Source organism: Halobacillus andaensis, from assembly GCF_014636475.1.
Lineage (GTDB): Bacteria > Bacillota > Bacilli > Bacillales > Halobacillaceae > Halobacillus_A > Halobacillus_A andaensis.
The window spans coordinates 759,305-775,707 of the sequence record NZ_BMEL01000001.1; the positions used below are offsets into that span (position 1 = coordinate 759,305).

At 40.3% G+C, this 16,403-nt stretch carries 17 protein-coding genes and 1 other annotated feature; all 17 genes read right to left on the reverse strand.

Features of this window, described 5'->3' with window-relative positions; translation table 11 throughout:
• Positions 1-21 precede the first annotated feature (21 nt).
• Positions 22-2,772: an isoleucine--tRNA ligase gene (gene ileS / locus IEV27_RS03935; protein WP_188376145.1), complete on the reverse strand. Its 2,751-nt coding sequence runs from the start codon at positions 2,770-2,772 to the stop codon at positions 22-24.
• A 51-nt stretch (positions 2,773-2,823) separates the two neighbouring features.
• Positions 2,824-3,044, reverse strand: a binding site (T-box leader).
• A 52-nt stretch (positions 3,045-3,096) separates the two neighbouring features.
• Positions 3,097-3,636 (reverse strand): DivIVA domain-containing protein, encoded by a 540-nt coding sequence (locus IEV27_RS03940; protein ID WP_188376146.1) that lies wholly within the window; start codon positions 3,634-3,636, stop codon positions 3,097-3,099.
• A gap of 83 nt (positions 3,637-3,719) precedes the next feature.
• The gene (locus IEV27_RS03945; protein WP_188376147.1) at positions 3,720-4,493 is read right to left on the reverse strand and encodes a YlmH family RNA-binding protein; all 774 of its coding nucleotides are present in this window, start codon (positions 4,491-4,493) and stop codon (positions 3,720-3,722) included.
• A gap of 66 nt (positions 4,494-4,559) precedes the next feature.
• Entirely contained in the window at positions 4,560-4,829 is a 270-nt protein-coding gene (locus IEV27_RS03950; RefSeq protein WP_188376148.1) for a YggT family protein, read from the reverse strand.
• A 3-nt stretch (positions 4,830-4,832) separates the two neighbouring features.
• Entirely contained in the window at positions 4,833-5,291 is a 459-nt protein-coding gene (locus tag IEV27_RS03955; protein ID WP_188376149.1) for a cell division protein SepF, read from the reverse strand.
• 24 nt (positions 5,292-5,315) lie between these two features.
• The gene (locus tag IEV27_RS03960; RefSeq protein ID WP_188376150.1) at positions 5,316-5,984 is read right to left on the reverse strand and encodes a YggS family pyridoxal phosphate-dependent enzyme; all 669 of its coding nucleotides are present in this window, start codon (positions 5,982-5,984) and stop codon (positions 5,316-5,318) included.
• 15 nt (positions 5,985-5,999) lie between these two features.
• The gene (gene pgeF, locus IEV27_RS03965) at positions 6,000-6,797 is read right to left on the reverse strand and encodes a peptidoglycan editing factor PgeF (protein ID WP_188376151.1); all 798 of its coding nucleotides are present in this window, start codon (positions 6,795-6,797) and stop codon (positions 6,000-6,002) included.
• A gap of 33 nt (positions 6,798-6,830) precedes the next feature.
• A complete protein-coding gene (locus tag IEV27_RS03970) occupies positions 6,831-7,127 on the reverse strand; it encodes a YlmC/YmxH family sporulation protein (protein WP_188376152.1) in 297 nt (98 codons plus the stop codon).
• A 510-nt stretch (positions 7,128-7,637) separates the two neighbouring features.
• On the reverse strand, positions 7,638-8,417 hold the full coding sequence (gene sigG, locus IEV27_RS03975; RefSeq protein WP_188376153.1) for an RNA polymerase sporulation sigma factor SigG: 780 nt from the start codon (positions 8,415-8,417) through the stop codon (positions 7,638-7,640).
• 83 nt (positions 8,418-8,500) lie between these two features.
• On the reverse strand, positions 8,501-9,217 hold the full coding sequence (gene sigE / locus IEV27_RS03980; RefSeq protein ID WP_188376154.1) for an RNA polymerase sporulation sigma factor SigE: 717 nt from the start codon (positions 9,215-9,217) through the stop codon (positions 8,501-8,503).
• A 20-nt stretch (positions 9,218-9,237) separates the two neighbouring features.
• A complete protein-coding gene (gene spoIIGA / locus IEV27_RS03985) occupies positions 9,238-10,173 on the reverse strand; it encodes a sigma-E processing peptidase SpoIIGA (RefSeq protein WP_268235633.1) in 936 nt (311 codons plus the stop codon).
• A 146-nt stretch (positions 10,174-10,319) separates the two neighbouring features.
• A complete protein-coding gene (ftsZ, locus tag IEV27_RS03990) occupies positions 10,320-11,471 on the reverse strand; it encodes a cell division protein FtsZ (RefSeq protein ID WP_188376156.1) in 1,152 nt (383 codons plus the stop codon).
• Positions 11,472-11,542: 71 nt separating this feature from the next.
• Positions 11,543-12,835, reverse strand: coding sequence for a cell division protein FtsA (gene ftsA, locus IEV27_RS03995; protein ID WP_188376157.1), 1,293 nt, complete (start codon positions 12,833-12,835; stop codon positions 11,543-11,545).
• A 202-nt stretch (positions 12,836-13,037) separates the two neighbouring features.
• Complete coding sequence (locus IEV27_RS04000; RefSeq protein WP_188376158.1) at positions 13,038-13,382, reverse strand: small basic family protein; 345 nt, start codon at positions 13,380-13,382, stop codon at positions 13,038-13,040.
• Positions 13,382-14,116 (reverse strand): DUF881 domain-containing protein, encoded by a 735-nt coding sequence (locus IEV27_RS04005; RefSeq protein WP_188376159.1) that lies wholly within the window; start codon positions 14,114-14,116, stop codon positions 13,382-13,384. Before IEV27_RS04005 ends, IEV27_RS04000 begins: the two co-directional genes overlap by 1 nt.
• Complete coding sequence (locus tag IEV27_RS04010; protein ID WP_188376160.1) at positions 14,113-14,811, reverse strand: DUF881 domain-containing protein; 699 nt, start codon at positions 14,809-14,811, stop codon at positions 14,113-14,115. The genes IEV27_RS04005 and IEV27_RS04010 overlap by 4 nt, the downstream gene beginning before the upstream one ends.
• Entirely contained in the window at positions 14,804-15,664 is an 861-nt protein-coding gene (locus tag IEV27_RS04015; RefSeq protein ID WP_188376161.1) for a cell division protein FtsQ/DivIB, read from the reverse strand. Before IEV27_RS04015 ends, IEV27_RS04010 begins: the two co-directional genes overlap by 8 nt.
• Between the last annotated feature and the right edge of the window lie 739 nt (positions 15,665-16,403).

Sequence of the window (16,403 nt, forward strand, 5' to 3'; positions counted from 1 at the left end):
CAATTCGGCGGCACTTTATCACTAAGAGACATAATGCTTTTCAACGACTGTAGCACAACGCCCACAAAGTTCAGGGTGATTGGAGTCTTTCCCTACATCATGGGAAGAAACCCAGCAGCGTTCACACTTTTCGCCCGTGTGCTTTTCAACAGCTACATTTACATAATCATATTCTTTTGCTTCAGCAGCCTCATCTTTCAACTGGGCCTCTGACACAATTAAAAGTTGATGCAATCCTGAAATCGACGTTAAGATATTTTTCGTTTTCTCATCTTTCGGCACGACCGTAATTTGTGCATCTAAAGATTTTCCAATAACTTTCTCATTTCTTGCTTCTTCAAGAGCTTTGAGAACATCATCTCTCACTTCCATGAAGTGATCCCATTTCTCTACTAACTCCTGATTCACGTGATCATCCGCTTTCGGCATATCCGTTAACTGTACACTATGTGCAGTGGTTCCCGGAATGAATTTCCACGATTCTTCCGTCGTGTGTGGAAGGATCGGCGACATTAACTTCACTAAAGAAGTTAGAATTTGATAATACACCGTTTGGATACTTCTGCGGTGCGGGTGATCTTCTGCCTCGATATATAAAATATCTTTAGCGAAATCAAGATAAAATGAGCTTAAGTCAATCGTACAGAAATTATGAACCTTATTATAAACGGTGGAAAATTCGTACGTCTCATAGGCTTGATGCACATCTTTAATTAATTTATTGAGACGATGCAGCATATATTGATCGACTTCTTGCAGGTCTTCTGCTGCTACACGATCTTTTTCTGGATCGAAGTCATGAAGATTACCTAATAAGAAGCGGAACGTATTACGAACCTTACGATACACTTCAGCTACTTGCTTAAGAATATCATCTGAAATACGCACATCAGCTTGATAATCTGCAGATGATACCCACAGTCGGATAATGTCAGCCCCGAGCTGCTTCATGATTTTATCCGGCACCATCACGTTGCCTAATGATTTACTCATCTTACGCCCATTGCCATCTAAAGCAAAACCATGGCTTAAAATCCCTTTAAACGGAGCTTTACCTGTTACAGCTACGGACGTAGATAGAGAAGAGTTAAACCAACCGCGGTATTGGTCGGAACCTTCTAAATAAAGATCGGCAGGTCGCTGTAATTCATCTCTTTGATGCAGCACAGCTTGGTGTGTAGAACCTGAATCAAACCAAACATCCATGATATCCAATTCTTTCGTGAACGTGCCATTTGGGCTGTGCTTGGAAGTAAAGCCATCCGGAAGCAAGTCTTTCGCTTCTCTCTCAAACCAAACGTTTGAACCATGCTTTCTAAATAAACCGGCTACATGATCAATCGTTTCATCGGTAATGATCGGTGTTCCATCTTCGCCGTAAAAGACAGGGATTGGAACTCCCCACGTACGCTGACGGGAGATACACCAATCTTGACGGTCGCGTACCATGTTATAAAGACGCGTTTCGCCCCATTTAGGTGTCCATTCTACGCGATTAATTTCGTCGAGCAGCTGCTCGCGAAAATCTTTAATCGATGCAAACCACTGGTCAGTTGCGCGGAAGATCGTCGGCTTTTTCGTTCTCCAATCATGCGGGTAGGAGTGAGTAATAAACTCTAAGTGAAGCAAAGCTCCAGCCTCTTTAAGGTGATCAGAAATCGTTTTGTTCGCCTTATCATAAAATAACCCTTCATAACCAGGAGCTTCTTCAGTAAATACACCTTTGTGATCGACTGGACAAAGGACGTCAAGACCATATTGTTGACCTACCCAGAAGTCATCTTCCCCGTGCCCTGGTGCGGTATGAACACAACCTGTACCGCCATCCGTTGTTACGTGATCACCTAAGACTAATAAAGATTCACGGTCATAAAGAGGATGCTTCGCTTTAATGTGTTCAGCTTCTTTCCCTTTAAACATTTGAACGACTTCATAGTCTTCCCATCCAATGGTTTTAGCTACGTCTTCAAGTAAATCGTGAGCCACGATAAACTTTTCCTGCTCCACTTGAACAACTGCATAGTCGTACGCAGGATGTAAAGCAATGGCCAAGTTGGACGGAATCGTCCAAGGAGTTGTCGTCCAAATGATGAATTTTTCTCCGCCTTCTAGTAAATCTTTCCCATCAGTTACTTCAAAGCTTACATAGATCGATGGAGAACGCTTATCCTGATACTCAATTTCCGCTTCAGCTAATGCTGACTCCGATGAAGGAGACCAGAAAACCGGCTTCAACCCTTTGTAAATATAGCCTTTTTTCGCCATATCACCAAACACCTTAATTTGTTCAGCTTCAAAATCTTTATTAAGTGTGATGTAAGGGTTATCCCAATCTCCTCGAACGCCCATTCGTTTAAACTCCTGGCGCTGATTATCTAATTGACCTAAGGCGTACTCTGCACACTTCTCACGAAATTCTGCTAGAGACATTTTCTTTCGATCTACTTTTTTCTTAGCAAGAGCTGATTCAATCGGAAGCCCGTGTGTATCCCAACCAGGAACATATGGAGCATGATAGCCTGCCATAGACTTATAGCGAACAATGAAATCTTTTAACGTTTTATTTAACGCATGCCCCATATGAAGACTTCCATTCGCATACGGAGGTCCATCATGAAGGACAAAAAGAGGGCGTCCTTTCGTTCTCTCTTGTACTTGCTTGTAAATATCTTGCTCTTCCCACGCTTTTTGCATTTCCGGTTCGCGGTTTGGTAAGTTCCCACGCATTGGGAAGCCTGTTTTCGGCATTAATAACGTATCTTTATAGTTCATTCATGTATCCTCCTTTATACTTCTATACAAAAAAAGACCTCCCCATCCCCAAAAAGGGACGAGAAGGTCTCGCGTTACCACCCTAATCCATCAGCAGTCAGCCGATGTACTCTTCCTATTCGTATCGTGAATGACTCGGCTACATTTACTTTAGTTTCAACATAGCTGCTCCAGGGGGATTTTCCTGCAAAGTCCTGCTTCGGCCTTTCACCGTCGCCGAATCGCTTCTTGCTGCTAAGATCATTGAGTACTTTCCCTTTCAACGCGTACAAATATTCATATGTGTTAATGAATTATATGTAATTTAAGCCAATTCGTCAAGTTTTATTTCTCTGCATACTCTTTATCCGCTTCTTCCTGCTCCTCTTCTTCTAATTGTGCAGGTTCGGCGTGTGGAAATTGAGTATCAAGCAGCTGATCCCAATCATCGTTATCAATCATATCCACTTGGGCTTCAACAAGCATACGAAGTCTCATCTTAAAAACCTTCGCTTGCTTCTTCATCTCTTCCACTTCTACTGATAGACGACGAGAAGTAGATAAAGCCTCGTTAATTATGCGATCCGCATTCTTTTCCGCTTCTTTAACGATGAGCTTCGCTTCTTTCGCAGCGTTTGTTTTCACATCCTCTGCGGTTTCTTGAGCGACCAAGATGGATTTATTTAAAGTCGTTTCAATGTTATTAAAGTGACCAACACGCTCATTTAACTGTTCTACCTCGCGCTCTAGCTCTTTTTTCTTGCGAATGACAATTTCGTAGTCTTTAATGACTTGATCTAGAAACTCATTCACCTCGTCTTCATCGTACCCTCTAAATCCGCGTGTAAATTCTTTGTTATGAATATCCAATGGTGTTAATGCCACACCGGCCACCTCCTAAGAAAGTCTCATGTTCTATTACTACTAGTTTCGACATGTTCATTAATATTCCTGCTATTGATCAGGAATTAATTTAACTTCGCTACCGTCACTTTAAATTTTTCTTTTTTTGTTGTACCATGCACATTCATTAAACGGCTTCTGCCTTTCCCGCGGACAGATAGCAAGTCCCCCTCCTCTAAAGGATAGGAAGGGTTTTCAACAGTTCTAAAATTCACTTTCACATGGCCAGCCTCTATGAACATCGAAGCTTTTTTTCTAGAAACCCCATAAACTTCTTTCAGGAGAACATCCAACCGTAACGAAGATATTGTCGAATCGCTTGTTTTCCACTCTTCTTTACTCTCGATTAATTCTTCTAATGGCTTTTCCTCAAATTGAACATTTGCTTTTTTAATACTAGTAAAATTCATTCTTATATAGTCACTGACTTCATCAGCAACTACAATTTGAACCAGGCCATCTTGAACGACTAAGTCTCCCAGCTTTTCTCTTTTAATGCCTAATGACATAAAGGAGCCAAGTACGTCCCTATGTTCTAAATGAATAAATTTATCGTGATAGTGAGTTTGGAGCAGACAAACGGAAAAATCTTGGTCATCAATTGTCTCATACTCAGGAGCAACAATAGCCCGCTTCCTTTCCGCTTGATTTCCCCCTCCAAATAAAGCCCATTGCAGATTAGGATGAGAGCCCATTAGACTTGAAAAAATATATTGTTCTCGCGGATCAAGAAAATCGGTTTCTTTTCTTTGATATCGCATCTCAACATTACTTTGTAAGGAGAGCACTTGATCTATAAATGGTCGTTCTTCTTCTCTAAAATGCTGATAAATCTCCATTCATTCACCTCAAAATAAAAAAGAACAGATAAGAAGCTGGGTAAGCATCTAATCTGTTCTCCGATCTTATAATGTAACAATCATATAATACAGTTCCCGCAAGCCTGAAGCAGCAAAACGCAATACGAGAATAGCAACGATTGGAGAGATATCGATCATACCTAGTGGAGGAATAATCTTTCTAAACGGTTCAAGAAACGGCTCCGCTAGTTTCGCCAATATTTCCCCAAAACTAGATTCCCGTGCACCTGGGAACCAAGATAGCAAAATATAAATGATTAGAATCCAGCTGTAGATATTTAATGCTGTGAATAAAATTTCAAACAAAAACGCCATCAGTTACCACCTTCTATTTATATCATCATCTTCACTCATAAGCATTTCAGATATAGAACCTGAAATCTCAACGTTTTCTGGAGTACAAAGAAACGTTTGAGAACCTAGCTTTTGAATGTCACCACCTATAGCATAAACTGTCCCGCTTAAAAAATCCACAATTCTTTTCGCCTGTTGATGATCGACGCGCTGTAAGTTAATCACTACGGCTTTTCGGTTAACAAGCTGGTCAGCAATCTCTTGGGCTTCATTATAATTTTTCGGTTCGCTCAACACCATTTTTGATGAACTTTTTGCACTTTGTAAACTTACGATATTTTGATGCTCTGATGGCTGCTTGGTTCTTTGCGGAGCAGCTTTAGGTTCTTCTTTTTTTTCCTGGGGGGCTTCTTCATCTACATATTCGTATTCATATTCATCTTCAAGTGTAAAAAACGATTTTAGTTTATTTTTCATACTCAATTTCTTTCACCTCAATTTCTTTAGTTAACCTACGAGACTGGACCCCACTCTAATATGAGTTGCTCCTTCTTCTATTGCAATATGATAATCATTGCTCATGCCCATAGATAGACTTTCACATGGAGCATGGGGCTGATTTTTATCTCGAATAATATCACGAAGAGCTCGTAATTTTCTAAATACAGCTCGTAGTTCTTCTTCATGATCCACATGAGGAGCCATGGTCATTAGCCCTACGATTTTAATCTTGTCATAAGCTTTTAAGGATTCGACGAAATTTTCTACATCTTCTGGAGCTAGTCCATGTTTCGACTCTTCCCCGCTAACATTTACTTGAACAAAACATGGAACCGTTTGTTCTGCTCGCTTTTGTATCTCTTTCGCCAGTGACTTTCGGTCTAACGAATGAATATAATCCACTTGATGTATGACATCTTTCACTTTACGGGATTGTAAAGACCCAATGAAATGCCAGGTCGCTTGATCACCGATCGACTCATATTTTTTTAAGAACTCTTCTTTACGATTTTCACCTAAGTCCGTAATACCTGCCTGTAACGCTTCTAGTGTTCGTTCAATGGAAACGTACTTCGTGACAGCGATAATTTTAATATCGTCAGGGTTACGTTCACAGTCCCTGCACGCTTGTTCAATTGTTTGCTTCATTTTTACTAGGTTCTCTGCTACGGTCATATGTAACCTCCTAACTTAACCCTTTAGACCAATATAGGCAAGCATTCGTCCTGTCTGCCCTCGGTCACGCCGGTGGGAGAAAAATAGTTGATCTTCTTCATAAGTACAGTAATTAGAAACTTCAATGTTGTCGCTTAAGATTCCAGCATTTATCGCTATTTGTCTGTTTAACTCTTTTAAGTCAAGGTTAAACTTGTTTTCATTAACTTTCTTAAGAACTTGCGTTTTATAAACTTCAGCAATATGTTCAATGACTCGATCATCCACTTCATAGTGAGACTGAGATATGCAAGGTCCAATCACAAGTCTTATGTTGGAACGCTGTGCCCCTTGCTCTTCTAATCGTTCAGTCATGTGTCGCACCATTTCATGCACGGTACCTTTCCAACCGGCATGGGCGACGCCAATCCACCCGCTCTTAGGTTCTAAAAATAGTAAAGGGACGCAATCTGCATAAAAGGCTGTGAGTAGAATATCCTTCTGATTCGTAATGATACCGTCTATTCCTTTGAGCGCATCTTCATGTTTAAACGCTCCTTTACCTTTGTCAGCCTCAGAAACCACTTTTATTTCTGTGCCATGAACTTGTTCTCCCATTACCCATTGTTCAAGCGGAACGTTTAATTCATTGCCTAGAGCTTTTCTATTTTTTATTACTTTATCTTGTTGATCTGATACGTGAAGTCCCATATTCAAAGACTGGAACGGAACTTCACTGTACCCGTCTTCCCTGCTAGTTATACCTGCAACTACATGAAACCCATCAAAGCATGTCAACTGCTTTAACGTCATACGCTGGAAGGGTTCGGTCATGCTACCACCTCAATTTCCCTTCATTTTACCACATTATTCACTCTTTTTCCTATCATAATCCTGGGATTCGAACTTTTGGTCCTTCATTCGAGAGCTATATCCTGTCTTTTTCACTAGTATAACGTCCGCTCCTATATTAACGATCTGATTCCAAGGAATGACCATCTCTTCATCTTTTCCAAAAAGGCCCATCGCTTTCCCTTTTAACGTTAAAACTAATCCTTTCAACTGACCTCGCTGGCTGTCTATATCTAAATCGGTAATATACCCCAGTCTTTCCCCTGTTTCCATGGCAATGACGTCTTTAACTTGAAGTTCGGAAATTTTCATTTTAATCCCTCCTTCTAAAGTATATGCACAAGACTAACAACCATTTCTTATCAAGCAAGGAAATAAAAAAATCAGATTGGGACAAAACTCAATGAAGCATAAAATAAATGACACCATCGCTCCGTCAAAATACTTCGCTTTCCGTGGGCACGGCCTCAGTTTCGTCTTGCGTACCGGGTACCAGGTACCGAAATTCACACTTGGCACTTCGCTCTTTTACAACTTTTCGGTACCTGGTACCCTTATGCGTGGAGAAAAGGATTATGAAAGAGCACCGCTTTCCGCGGAGCAAGACGGAAAATTTCAGTCGGCACTTTTGAATAAGGTGTGACCCCGGAAGGCTGATAAAGCCTGAGGAGGCACACCATTCGCCACCGGAAAGGGAGTTGTTTCCTCCAACCCTTTCATCTTCGTCAAGCAAGATACAGTTAGATTGTCGAGGAAAAAAGAGAACTAAGGTTTCTCTACAAGATGAAAACCCTGCTGAATGTTCAGCAGGGTTTTAACATATTATTGAAACATGGATGAATTCATTTCTTTAATCGCTGCTTTCTCGAGCCTAGATACTTGAGCTTGAGAAATTCCAATTTCCTCAGCTACTTCCATTTGCGTTTTCCCTTGGAAAAAGCGTTTCGTTAAAATCATTTTTTCACGATCATTTAACTTTTTCATTCCCTCTCTTAACGAGAGTTCATCCAGCCAGTTTGAATCTTTCTCTCGATCATCCTTTAATTGATCAACTACATAAATGGGGTCTCCCCCATCATTATAGATCGGTTCAAACAGGGAGACAGGATCTTGAATGGCGTCCATAGCAAATACAACGTCTTCATGAGGTATTCCCATTTTCTCTGCTATTTCATGAGGAGCTGGGTCTTTTGATGTTTCACTAATCATTTTCTCACGCATTTGAAGTGCTTTGTACGCGGTGTCTCTTAAAGATCGAGACACTCGAATAGGGTTGTTGTCACGTAAATAGCGTCTAATTTCACCTATAATCATAGGGACCGCATAGGTTGAGAATTTAACATTGTGACTTAGATCAAAGTTATCAATTGATTTCATAAGCCCTATGCATCCGACCTGAAACAAGTCATCGCCATACTCCCCGCGATTGTTAAATCGCTGGATGACAGATAGCACCAGACGCAAGTTCCCGTTTACTAAGATTTCTCTAGCTTCGGTATCACCAGATTGTAAACGCTCAAACAGGGTCCTCATTTCTTTATTTTTAAGTACAGGAAGCTTTGATGTATCTACACCGCATATTTCTACTTTATGTCGTGTCAAAAGTAAGACCCTCCCAAGAAGCTGATTTCCATTTTCAGTATCTCCTTGGAAGGGAATTTTATGCATTGTTATTTTATTTAAACTTACACCATTTTATCAAATTCTCGTTGAAGACGCCGGATTATTTTTTTCTCTAACCTTGATATATAAGACTGCGAAATCCCAAGCATATCAGCTACATCTTTTTGAGTTTTCTCTTTCTTGCCAATTAAACCGAAGCGAAGTTCCATAATTTCTTTTTCTCGATCATTTAATTGTTCAAGTGCTGATTTTAGCAGTTTTTTATCTACTTTTTTCTCAATGCCTTTCGTAATTAAATCTTCTTCTGTCCCTAATATATCGGATAATAAAAGTTCATTGCCATCCCAATCCACATTAAGCGGTTCATCAAACGACACTTCTGTTTTTAATTTGTTACTCTTTCTTAAATGCATAAGGATTTCATTTTCAATACATCTTGAAGCATAAGTAGCAAGCTTGATTTTTTTCTCAGGATCAAATGTATTTACAGCTTTAATTAATCCTATCGTACCAATACTAATTAAATCTTCTATGTTTAGCCCCGTGTTTTCAAATTTCCGCGCAATGTACACGACTAACCTTAAGTTTCTTTCAATGAGCATTGCTCGCGCGGCTTTATCTCCTTTAGGGAGACGTTCTAATAAATCCCTCTCCTCTTCACGACTCAATGGAGGCGGCAGAGCTTCGCTGCCCCCAATATAATATATTTCTTTTTGTTTAATTCCCAGTTTTATTGCTAATTTGTACAACCAATACTTTAATTTAAATGAAAGTTTCATTTCGTCATTTTCCCCCTCTACTAAGCAGAAATACCTTTAACTGCAGCCTGCGGATGAATTAGAATCTGATACATTTGATCCTCTGTTAGATCCCGTTCTTGAACTCCGAGTAATGGTTTTTTAACGACTAGGTCCCCTTGGGGTGTGTAAACCGTGATTGAATCAACGACAAAGGTTACCATCAATTGACTCCCCATTCCGGCCCCTTGGTAAGGAATAAGTCGAACAGATGATTGGTAAGGTTCAGATAACTGTTCAATTCCTTCTAACTGGTCATCACCCGTTAACTTTTTTAATTGCTCTTCATTTAAAAAATGTTTCCAAACATGGAGGTCAGCTAAGAAAACCATTTTCTTGCTTATAGGATCAATTAAATGATTGCCACTATCGACTAAGCCTGTACACACCATCGACTGTTGATGAAACTCTACTTTTACACGATATAAATCTTCCGTTTTCAAACGATGAGCTTGAACATATTCCATTCTCCATTTTGTAAAGTACCACGAAGCCGGGAAACCGATGCATACAAAAAGCCAGCTGAATGGGTCGCCGAATCCTGTGGAGAAGGTAATAATCTCCCCATGATTAAATTGAACTTGATTGTTTAAGAAAAAGTGCACTCCTACGAGCGTACCGCCGATCGCAAAAGTTACAAAATAAAAAGTAAGCCATTGAATGAAGGCTGAACGGATAGAAACAAACGAAAACGCCACTAGTATAATCAGAACGGAAAAGAAAAGCTTTCCTGTTAATGTCACTAACCAGGAGTTCGGCATGAGAACAGTGACAGGAACGATTGAAGAGGCAACAAGTGCACCAGTCAGAATTCGTACACGTGAAGTTTTGGCGCGTGTTAACCCTTGGGTTAAAAAGAGAATCATCCCATCCATCAACAAATTAAGAGTCCAAACAGCATCGAGATAAATTCTTCCCCACCCCTCATTTGTATTTATAGAAAAGTATAAATCTCGTCCATTGAAAAGTCTGTCAGAACGTGATTCAATAACAAGCTATTTTTGTTAGAAGTTGTCTACTTATTTTAGAACAAAAAAAGGTCACTCCCCTGCAAGGGAGTGACCTTTACTAATCATTCTATAATTTAGCGGCGTCGATTACGATTTCTAAGGAATGTTGGGATATCTAACGTATCTTCTTCATTCCCCGCGTTTGGCTTCGGCTGCGCCGGCTGTTCTCTAGTTGTTGGCTGTGGTTGTTCTTCACGAGGACGTTCCACGTGATTCTGTTTCATTGGATTCACAGGGTTTTGACGAGGTTTTTGCTTTCCTTGTGCTAACTGCGCTTCATCGAAACCTGTGGCAATAACCGTTACAACAATTTCATCTTTTAAGTTCTCATTGATCACAGAACCGAAGATAACATTTACTTCTTGATCTGCTGCTGACGTTACAATATCGGCAGCTTCTTGAACTTCATAAAGACTTAAGTTTGTTCCACCACTAATGTTCATTAACACACCGTGAGCCCCATCAATTGATGTCTCAAGCAATGGAGATGAAATGGCCTTCTTAGCCGCTTCAGCTGCACGGCTTTCACCTGTGGCAATCCCAATTCCCATAAGAGCTGATCCTTTATCAACCATAATGGTTTTAACGTCTGCAAAGTCAACGTTAATAAGTCCAGGTACAGCAATAAGGTCAGAAATACCTTGTACACCTTGACGAAGTACATTATCCGCTTCACGGAATGCTTCAAGCATTGGAGTATTCTTATCAACAATTTCAAGCAGTCGGTCATTCGGAATGACAATTAGAGTATCTACACTGCCTTTTAGGCTGTCAGTACCTGTTGCAGCTTGCGTAGCTCTTTTTCTACCTTCAAATGTAAATGGACGTGTAACGACACCTACAGTTAAAGCACCGAGTTCTTTTGCTACGTTAGCAATTACTGGAGCCGCACCGGTACCTGTACCGCCGCCCATTCCTGCCGTTACGAAAACCATATCGGCACCTTGAAGAGCTTCTTCAATCTGTTCTTTACTTTCTTCGGCAGCTTTCCGACCAACTTCCGGGTTAGCACCTGCACCTAATCCGCGAGTTAATTTACCGCCAATTTGCATTTTAACTTCTGCTTTTGACAAATTTAACGCTTGAGCATCGGTGTTTACAGCAATAAATTCCACACCTTGCACGCCGTGCTCTATCATTCGGTTAACAGCGTTACTACCGCCGCCACCGACACCTATTACTTTAATTGTTGCTAACTGATCCATACTCGTATCAAAATCTAACATCATCCGTTCCTCCTATTTCTACAAGATTACAAGATTCATGATCGACTGTTCGTTTATAAAGGGTTTCATTTTTAATCAAAGAAATACTTTAATAAATTAGAAAAGCCTGATTCTTTTTTCTCCTTTGGCTTACTATTCTGTTCTTTTGATTGTTGTTTAGAAACTCGCTTCTGCTTCTGAGGAGCAGGCTGATCATACTGAGTCGATACTGCTGGGAATAATTCTTTTCCTTGTATTTTCGCATTACGGTAAGCAAATTGCAATATTCCAACACCACTTGTGTACTGTGGTTCTCGTACACCTAAATAGTCTGGAATGGCTAACCTTACATTGGAATGGAAGACATCCTGTGCTAATTCTAGTACACCAGGCATATTCATTGCTCCACCAGTCAGTACAAATCCTCCTGGTAAATCTTGAACTCCCATACGCTGTAGTTCTTTAGCCGCAAAAACAAAAATTTCTTCAAGCCTTGCCTCAATCATATCAGAGATTTGCAACTGATTGAACGATTGTTGACGATTACTTCCGATAATTGTGACAGAAAATGTTTCTTCTTCACTCGCATCATCAAAAAAGGCATGCCCGTATTCAAGTTTAATGTTCTCTGCTTCTTCTGTTGACGTTCTCAATCCTATAGATAGGTCTTTCGTTATATTATCGCCGCCATATGGAAGAAGACTTGTCCCTTTGAGATATCCCTCTTCAAAGATGGATACCGTGGTCGACCCTCCACCAACATCTACTAGTGCAACACCAAGATTTGTTTCATCATTAGAAAGAGAAACAGTCCCGGCCGCTAGCGGCTGCAGGCAAACGTCCAATACTTCTAAGCCTGCTCTTTCAACACATTTTAACGTGTTATGTAACACTGTCCTAGCGCAAGTAATGATCATGCCTTCCATTTCCAAGCGCACCCCGATCATTCCGCGGGGATCTGTAATTTCATCTTGCCCATCCACAATAAATTGTTCAGGAATTACATCGACGATTTCTCGCTCTGGCGGTACAGATACGACTTGAGCGGCATCGATGACTCTAGCGATATCTTCGTCACCAATTTCTCTATTTTCCGCGGATACAGCCACTACCCCGTGACAAGGCTGCAATTGGACATGATTTCCATTTACCCCTACCACGACACGTTCGATTTTCATATCTACCATTCGCTCTGCTTGTTCAACTGCTGACTTTATCGATTGAACGGTTTGATCGATATCTACGATCGCACCTTTTTTCATGCCATTTGACTTAGCTGAACCCACGCCGATTATATTTAAAGAATCATTCATGATTTCACCAATAATGACTTTGATTCTGCTTGTACCTATATCTAAACTTACTAAAACTTCATTTTCATTCACCAGTGACGCACCTCCTGTTACAAGCCATATAAGTACTTAAAATCATATCGTTTTTACTACAAAAAAACAATCTTTGCAATATAAACGTAAATGAATTGATAAACACCGTAAACGAGCGTTTTCACTACTGGAATAACTTGTATATAATTTGTTTTCCACAATGAATTAAAATTTCCTTTAATTTCTTTTCACTTTTTTGAATTTACTGGAATATCTTCTTTTCGTCGATCAAGATTCGACGAAGGCGGCCTAAATTGTTAAACATACGCACACCAAGCGCGAATACAGCTGCCAAATACAACTCAACTCCCAATTGTCTTCCTAGGAAGACGAGACTAGAAGCAAACACCACATTCAGGAGAAATCCGCCAATAAAAGCTTTATCACTAAATTGTTTTTCCAAGTGAGCTCTTGCTCCTCCTAAAAGTGTATCAAATCCAGCTAAAACAACAACAGCCAAATAATGAGAATAGGCATCTGGAACGGCGACATCTGTCATAAAGCCCAGTAATAACCCAATCATTAAAAAAATAATAGGAAGCCACATTATGATTCTCCTGCCTTTTCTGCGGTGCTTTCTGTTAAATCTTTTAAATTTAACGGATCTTTATACGGAGGCAGTGTTACTTCCTCGTTCACTTGAATTTCCACGTCCATATCTTCTATAGCAAGAACTTGAATGATTTGACTGCCATCTAAATAACTTTTCAGTGCCTCTGGGTCTTCAGCAATAGCTTTGATTTTAAGAGGTAAAGAAGGGACGGGGCGATTGTTCATGTAGGTCTCGCCATTTACATTCCGGATGGGAGTAATGAGGGTATAGCGTTCATTTTCAACCGCAATATCTTTAGCTCCGAACGTATTCATTTCATTAATCAAGTGACTGAGCATTAATGGAGACAAACTAGGGTATACGTCTGCCCCATCCTCGTTTTCAAAGAAGATAGGAGATATTGTCATGGTGACGCCTGCCCCGCTTGCCTCACTCAACCCGAGCTCTTCTTCTAATTTCTCTATCGAACTTTTTAAGGTGCGAATTTGTTGTCTTTTACCTTGCTCTTCATAATCAGAGAGTGTTTGATCCGTCTCTTTAATGCTGTCTAACAATCCTTGTTGAATTTCCTGTTCTGCGATTAATCCTTCGCGCACTTCCCATTCATCTTTGCCGTTGTATTCTTCTATTTCATTAGCATGATCTCTTGGAGAATCCATTTGTATAGCCACTAGAAATCCAATCGCTAAAAAAATAATGCCATTTACCCAACTCCACTTATTTTTCATGATGCTCTTCCTTCTAAAGTCGAACGAGCATCAATGGATACTCTTTCTACATTTATATCCACATCCACATGATCCTCTTGCAGTCGTTCTTCAATCCCTCCAGTTAGTTCCAGGCTGGACTGAAGTACATCTGGATTTCCAATCGCTTCGATGACAAACGGAGCTGGATGCTGAACGCCATCTACTGTAATGACGGGGCCTGTACAAGAAATGTAGCTGTCACTATGAAGACGCTGTCCATTTACAGAAACTGCTTTTGCACCAGCACTTAACAATTCATTAATGACTTCGAATACATGGGTTTCATGTACGATATAATCGTTCACTTGGCCGTCCTCTGGTATATAGGCTGCATCTTGTAGTTGTACAGATACTCCCTCACCTTCAACCGAAAGTTCGCCAGCAAGCAGTTGAAGCTGTTTCTTTTTATTTACATAATCGCTGACTGTCTTCTCAGAATTAGCGATTTCGTCTTCAAGGTTCACCACTTCCGTACGTTTACGCTGTAATTCTTCTCTCAATTGTTTATTGCTTTTTTCTAATTCAAGTAATTGCTGTTGGAACTCAAATTCTTCTGGCCATTCTGCATCTTCATTTAATTGAACCATCTTTGGAGACGAACTTGACTGATGATAAGTAAAAGTAATGAGAAAACCAGAAAATAGTAAGAGCATAGAGAGCATCAGTTTACTCACCCTGTTCCTCATCCACTTCTTCTCCTTCTTCATCAGCCTCTAGATCGATTTCCTGGTTCTCTTCTTCACCTTCTCCGTCTTCAGCGTTTTCATCTTCTTCATCTTCTGAATCAGGATAAGCTTCAAAGTAAGCCCCCACATCAATATGGATGATTCCTCTTTGTCCTTCTTCAATTTGAGAGGCTATGGAAGGATAGGCCGTAATTTTCTCAGAAAACGTCCGGATCGAAGCTTGTACTTCAAAGCCATCATTCATATAAAGGGTAATTAAATAAGGATTCTCATCATTAGGAGTATAATGGATTTCTGATATGAGACTGGAAATACTTTGAGGTAAATCCTTTAACTGTTTCGACATCTCTTCTAAATAAGTAGATTCGCTAAATTCTTTTAATATAGGCGCATCTCCACCAGGTAACTCACCAGTAGAATCTAATTTTTCACCATTTTCTAAAATGGGTTGAAATTGACCCTCTGATTGTATGTAACCGATACGTTCAGCTTCTTCAATTTCAACCACAATCGTGCTGGGGAGATTCCTTTTTACACTAACTCCCATAACTTGAGAATGTTCAGAAACTTTTTTCTCAATTTCTGCTGGATCTACCTGCCAAATATTTGTCGACGTTGTGACTCCTGATAACTCCTTCACCTCGTCCTCGTTTACAAATCGGTTCCCTTCTATTTCAACCTTACTTACGTGGCTTAACGGTGATTGTAAATAAACGACAATGGATATGAGTAGAAATAAAATTGATAAATATTGGGTTAATCTTCGGTTTGCCTTTTTCTTTCGAATTTGTTTTAGCTTCGGTATTCGATCCTCTATGGAAACAACTTTTTTTTCTGGCATGATTCGCATTTCTCCTTGCTGCCATTTCCATTCTTATAAAAAATAGAGCATTTTATTCAGCCCTCTACATATCTCCCATTATATCATATCTAATCACCTAATTATGTAAGAGAATCTAATTGTTTTATAGGATTATTCCGTTTATTTTCGAGGCCAAAAGATGGACGCATGGTTACTAACAACCTAAATTGTATTACCACGTTTAAACCTCCTTTAAACCAAAATAAGTCAGGCTGGGAAAATCTAAATAAAGCATTAAATCGTCACCGGGTACCAGGTACCGAAATTCACACTTGGTACTTCGCTCTTTTACAGCTTTTCGGTACCTGGTACCCCTTATGCTCCCTCGCTGCAATAGAGTTGCTTCACTTCTCCTGTTTGCCCGTCCTACCGGAGTCGTTTCTTTTTCCTCTCCTTTTATCACAACGGGCTTTTTCCCCTCTCCACGCCAGACAACGTATAGATGGTTTTAGGAGTAGATAATTGAACATACGAATGAGTTTGTAGATTGATCTCTGTTGACGCCACGATGAGCGTTCGGTGGTGACGCCTGGTCGATTAAAACCGGCCACGTCCTGTGGCCAACATCGACACTAGCACGTCCGGTGCGTCGCGGGAACAGCGCGAGCCGAAGATCCACTAGGTCAAATGAACTTCTTGACCAAGTTAGCTGAGGCCGTGCCCGCGGCAAGCATCCACCGATAAGCGATTCGTGAGATTCAACTACAAACTTTAACAG

Coding starts and splice junctions, on each gene's coding strand:
- IEV27_RS03950 (WP_188376148.1), bottom strand. CDS start 4,829: ATGGCGTTTTTGTTTGAAATTTTATTCACAGCATTAAATATCTACAGC.
- IEV27_RS04005 (WP_188376159.1), bottom strand. CDS start 14,116: ATGAAAAATAAGTGGAGTTGGGTAAATGGCATTATTTTTTTAGCGATT.
- IEV27_RS03970 (WP_188376152.1), bottom strand. CDS start 7,127: ATGAAAATTTCCGAACTTCAAGTTAAAGACGTCATTGCCATGGAAACA.
- IEV27_RS04000 (WP_188376158.1), bottom strand. CDS start 13,382: ATGTGGCTTCCTATTATTTTTTTAATGATTGGGTTATTACTGGGCTTT.
- pgeF (WP_188376151.1), bottom strand. CDS start 6,797: ATGACCGAACCCTTCCAGCGTATGACGTTAAAGCAGTTGACATGCTTT.
- IEV27_RS04015 (WP_188376161.1), bottom strand. CDS start 15,664: ATGCCAGAAAAAAAAGTTGTTTCCATAGAGGATCGAATACCGAAGCTA.
- IEV27_RS03945 (WP_188376147.1), bottom strand. CDS start 4,493: ATGGAGATTTATCAGCATTTTAGAGAAGAAGAACGACCATTTATAGAT.
- IEV27_RS03960 (WP_188376150.1), bottom strand. CDS start 5,984: ATGACCGTAGCAGAGAACCTAGTAAAAATGAAGCAAACAATTGAACAA.
- sigE (WP_188376154.1), bottom strand. CDS start 9,217: ATGAAACTTTCATTTAAATTAAAGTATTGGTTGTACAAATTAGCAATA.
- ileS (WP_188376145.1), bottom strand. CDS start 2,772: ATGAACTATAAAGATACGTTATTAATGCCGAAAACAGGCTTCCCAATG.
- ftsZ (WP_188376156.1), bottom strand. CDS start 11,471: ATGTTAGATTTTGATACGAGTATGGATCAGTTAGCAACAATTAAAGTA.